This window comes from Pseudoalteromonas sp. Ld20 (genome assembly GCF_045064175.1).
Lineage (GTDB): Bacteria > Pseudomonadota > Gammaproteobacteria > Enterobacterales > Alteromonadaceae > Pseudoalteromonas > Pseudoalteromonas neustonica.
Genome location: NZ_JBISHB010000031.1, coordinates 1 through 4,733, shown reverse-complemented (window position 1 = coordinate 4,733; position 4,733 = coordinate 1). Strand labels below are relative to the sequence as shown.

Genomic DNA, 4,733 nt, shown 5'->3' with positions numbered 1-4,733 from the left:
CCACTATGGGCCCGTATGAAATAGCCTACCCCGGCGGCTCAGTTGAGCACTACAACGAAGAACCCGGCAGTGCATGGTTAAACCGTATCACCGATCACTTTGATAAAGTCGCGTGGCTCAACCCGCAACCCGTTGAACACTGGCGTTACTATCAATCAATTGATTTTATAAAACAGTTGATGGATAACCGTATGTACCCACTGAGTTTAGATGGGATAAGTAATGCGATAAGGGAGTTGAGTTAAACGCTTTAAGTGCTCTTTGCGAGGAAGGTATACAAGTTTTATTTTCATTAGCAGCAAAGTATCAAGCGTTAAATTAGCCACTTTTATAAAAGTAAGAAGCAAGCAATAATTGAGACAGCTATTTTAGGCATAGCCACTGGACAGTGCTTGCTATTTATATACGGCGTTATCCCCTATTTATGGGGAATAACTCCACTATATAAGCTCTGCTTTGCCTAACAACCAAACATACGCAACCTCGAAAGAGAAATAACGCGGCATTAAGATGTTGTTACTTCTACAACAAAAATTAATAAGCCTTCCACAGCACTTTCCCAAAAGCTCATGTTAGCTCTTTGTTTTTTATAATGCTCGTCAAGGCATTCTTGGTATAATTCATCCGCAGATTTTTGCCCATTATTATCTTCTGTATTCGCTATCTCAATACAATGACTTGTATCAACTGGCTCCGTTGTTTCACAACCAGAAATAAAAAGGCTGATCACCAATACTAAAATAAATTTTTTCACTTAAATCCTTTTGCTATTCGAAAATAAAAATTACCGAACACTTCATTACTAGGCTAAAAATTGTCGGTTAAAATAAGCGAAGAAGGAACAAAAAACAACTGTCTTTGTCCCTATTTAAATGTTTTTATCTTCGCTAATAATTAAATGAAGTTAAGGCATAAACCTAACGACTCATCTTTAAACACACACGCCTAGAAATTTAAGCTTTAGCATTACGGTTAAAACAGTTTCCAAACCACAAAGGCAACTGCAAAGCTCACCAAATAAATTAAGCCAACCCAGCTCAGCGCTCTGACTAAAATTGAGTGTTCAATACTTGACTCTGATCGCACTAAACTAAAGTTTAGCCACGCAAATACCGGGGTGGTGATAAACGCGAGTGTCATGGCAAAGGTAAGCATGGGGCCGAGGGCTGATTTAAAAAATAAGATCACCGCCATGCCAGCGAGAGCTTGTATTATCAGCCATATTTTTAAGCTATGCTTGCTTTGCTTGAAGCCAAGTAGCTTGTGAGATTCGTTCAACGTACGTGCGTAGCCGTCTAGCACTGTTAGTGTCGTACCAAACATACATAAAAAGGCAATAACCGATACAAGCGGACGCGCCCATTCGCCGATAGTAAGCGCGTACATATCAATAAGCTGTTTTGCAAATGCCACACCACCTAGCTCTATATTCGCGCTTTGACCATATTGCACTAATACGCCCAATGAGAAAAACACCAGCGCAAGCCCAGCGGTTAGCCAATAACCTACATTAAAATCAAACAAGCCCTGTGTTCGTGTTACCGTTTGTTGACTTTGCTTTTCTTTAAGCCAAAGTGAGCTTAGTGCTGAAATTTCAATCGGTGCTGGCATCCAGCCCATTAACGCAACCATAAAACCAAGCATGGCAAGTTCATAAGGCGATGGCCCTATATAATCAACAGGTGCTACTATTCCATGGTTCATAGCGCCATTACTAAACGCGATAACTAATGCACTCACCGTTGCCAATGTTAACAGCGCCATAATCGCTTTAGCTGCGTTATCTAACGCTTTAAAATGACCAAGTAATAATATAACTAAGCACACAGCTAAAATTAACCAACATAGTAATGTTACCGATACACTTACAGGCAACGCATAATGCAGTAAGCTTGCGGTTAACAGTAAAACCCCAGCAGTATTAACCACCGCAGCAATAATATTTAAGCCGATAAAACTATAAAAAAACCATGGGCCTTTACTTTTATACCCTTCAACGAGGCTTTTTTTAGTTGCTAGAGTGTACTCAATACCAAAACGAAAAAATGGATACTTAAGCACATTTACAACAACAATTAGCCAAAATAGCTGCCAGCCAAAAATAGCGCCAGCTTGGGTTGATGCAACAAGGTGAGAGCCACCAATAGCGGCCGTGGCCATTAAAATACCGGGGCCTAAAGCACTTAAACGAACTTTCCAATTTGTGCGGGTTGATTGCATTGATATGCTTAATATTTATTATTAGTAATAAATAAGTTACAGCGTTTTATTTAAAAATGGAAGGTGCACAAGTGGCGATAAAAAATGCAGAAATAAAAAAAGAGCCTTTAGGCTCTTTTTGTAACTGTACTTACGTTTAATATTTAACGTAGGTCCATTTCTTGAATAATTTCGTGTGCAATTTCAGGTGTCGTGCTCACTGGTTTTTCATGTAAGTTGGCTTTGATTTGCCCTTTTCGATGTTTTAGTGCCGCATCGAGTTTTTTAGCTGCGTTTGAAATAGCTGGGTAAAGAACTTCGTTCTCACCTTTAACCGATAAACGCGCGCCTTCATAAATTGTGCTAATTTCAGCTTGAAGCTTATGGTGCTCTTTTGAAAGAATTATATCTAGTGCGATCAGAGATGGAAAATGACTCGCAATTTTTGAAAATTTTTCGTTGATGTGCTCTCTAATAGAGTCAGTAACGTCAACATGGTGACCAGAAAGATTAATTTTCATAGGGTATCCTTTTTTATGTTACCTCATAACTAGTATTGGGGGCTATTTAGATTAACACAAGGCAGAAAACCACAAATATGACATTTATTTGTTATTCATAGTGATTAAGCTTAATTACTGCACATTAAGTATGCAAAAACCCACGCAACGTGGGCTTTTGGGCTTAATCATTAATATTGAAGATTAAGTATATGAGCAACAGTAATCGGCAAAATCGGTTACTTTTACTTGGAATGTAACGTCGGCATCAACGTTAAATGATTCACCTGCTTGCATAGTTTGCCATTCGCTCTCGCCTGGCAGTAGAACACTCCATTGCCCACCATTGAGTTCCATAAGCTCTTTTTTACTGGTCGCAAATTCAAATTCACCCGCTTGCATAAAGCCTAATGTTTTAGTGCTACCATCAGCAAAAACCACCGTACGGCTTGAAACTTTACCATCAAAATACACATTGGCTTTTTTGATCACACTTACATTATCAAACTGAGACATCCTCACTCCTGTTTTATTTATAATATTTAATTACATTCACAGTGCCTGATACCCTATGTGCTTGCAAGTGTAGTGATGTGAAAAATACTCATGGGCTTCAGGCTTACATTGTAGGTCGTGCTTTAGCGCGTCAAGTAGTTAAGGGTTTAATAAATGATTTAATCACCGATTATGCACCATTGATAGATAGTGGCAACACCTCAAACACCAGCAGCGTTTACACTGACCGAGTGCTTTGATTTGTTTGACTTATTTGCTCCATAAGCGGTAATTTAATAAACGAAAGTGTCTTGTAACAAAATTTATATACCACGCCTTCTTTCTCGACAAAAGAGGAACCCTTTTCAGTAAACTCAATTAATGCTGACAAGCCAAATAATTTAATAAAGCATACGTTATGAAAAAACAAAACCCAATGATGTTCATCATCGAAGAATACATTGTAAGATTGCTTTTCAGCTAGAAATTGCCAATATATTGTTTTATCAGGTTCTTGATTTTTTATAACCAAGCGAAGTTTATTTGCGATTGGATCATTGATATATTTTTCGTCGAAGTGGTATATCGCAAGTTCGTACGCAATTTTTGTGTAAAGCATTACTTGAGAAATAAAATCTAGAGAGATCTTACCTGCTATTTGAGGACTTTCTTTTTTCTTATGTCCTTTTTCTGCATTTTCGATTAGTTCACTTACTAGCTTAGATAACTTTTCTTTGTTTACTTCTTTTCCCTCAGTTTTAAAATGTCTCGATAACTTCTTTTCTAAATATTTTTCGGCTTTAGTCAGGTCGGATTTGTCAATTGACATTAATATTTCGACGCCACTTCCAGTGTTATTAATTTTGATATCTGGAATGAGGTACAGGTCTCCGTTTGGAAGAGTCTGAAATTTCCCAATATCAACATCCTCATAGACTCCAGAAAATGGTGTTGATAAATTCCCCTGTTTACCTTCGATATTATGAAGAAAACGAGGAAGTTTATAGAAAAGGCTGTTAGCTAATTTCCCTTCAAACCCCGCTCCCATTTTACTATTACAAACTTTACAAACATTCTTTACTTTGAGTGAACCACCAATGAATTCTGGAACGATATGTCCATCTGTTAATGAATTCAGTTCTGATATTGGGTTTTCACCCTTGCAAATTATGCATGTTGTCATTTGATATTCCTTGAGCCTAACATTTTTATAGTACGATCACCGCGCATATTCCTGCTGGCTTAACGCTCATTTTTCTAATTTATATGCTTTTAACAAATTACCTAAGGTATTACTATCAAAAAGCTTTTGTTCTGCTTAGGTCAAGATCCTAAGTTTCGCTCCGCTCTACCAGACCTACGCGCTAAAGCACGACCTACAAAAACAGCGTGCAAAACAAGTTTCACGCTAACCCTCTCTGTCAGACTAGTTGTCGCGCTTAATATTTAACCATTAAATAGAGGGTGTGGAGTAACAATGAAACATTATTCAGCGCAAAGCAAAGAGTCGGCTCTTCAGAAGATGATGCCTCCAAATAA

General features: G+C 37.9%; 5 protein-coding genes and 1 pseudogene. 1 reads left to right on the top strand and 5 read right to left on the bottom strand.

What is annotated here, in order from left to right:
• Positions 1–245: pseudogene (locus tag ACJJVX_RS08030) on the top strand (hypothetical protein); the annotation flags it as partial.
• A 260-nt stretch (positions 246–505) separates the two neighbouring features.
• Here ACJJVX_RS08030 and ACJJVX_RS08025 read toward each other — a convergent pair.
• From ACJJVX_RS08025 to ACJJVX_RS08005, 5 genes are all read right to left on the bottom strand, one after another.
• Positions 506–754, bottom strand: a complete 249-nt coding sequence (locus tag ACJJVX_RS08025; RefSeq protein WP_405630948.1) for a hypothetical protein — start codon at positions 752–754, stop codon at positions 506–508.
• Positions 755–972: 218 nt separating this feature from the next.
• Positions 973–2,220 carry an NRAMP family divalent metal transporter gene (locus ACJJVX_RS08020; protein WP_054204297.1) on the bottom strand — a complete coding sequence of 416 codons (1,248 nt, stop codon included), beginning with the start codon at positions 2,218–2,220 and terminating at the stop codon, positions 973–975.
• A 143-nt stretch (positions 2,221–2,363) separates the two neighbouring features.
• On the bottom strand, positions 2,364–2,720 hold the full coding sequence (gene hpf, locus ACJJVX_RS08015; protein ID WP_054204298.1) for a ribosome hibernation-promoting factor, HPF/YfiA family: 357 nt from the start codon (positions 2,718–2,720) through the stop codon (positions 2,364–2,366).
• Between the two features lie 183 nt (positions 2,721–2,903).
• Complete coding sequence (locus ACJJVX_RS08010) at positions 2,904–3,215, bottom strand: pyrimidine/purine nucleoside phosphorylase (RefSeq protein WP_054454931.1); 312 nt, start codon at positions 3,213–3,215, stop codon at positions 2,904–2,906.
• 217 nt (positions 3,216–3,432) lie between these two features.
• Positions 3,433–4,377 carry an HNH endonuclease gene (locus ACJJVX_RS08005; protein WP_405630946.1) on the bottom strand — a complete coding sequence of 315 codons (945 nt, stop codon included), beginning with the start codon at positions 4,375–4,377 and terminating at the stop codon, positions 3,433–3,435.
• Positions 4,378–4,733: the final 356 nt, after the last annotated feature.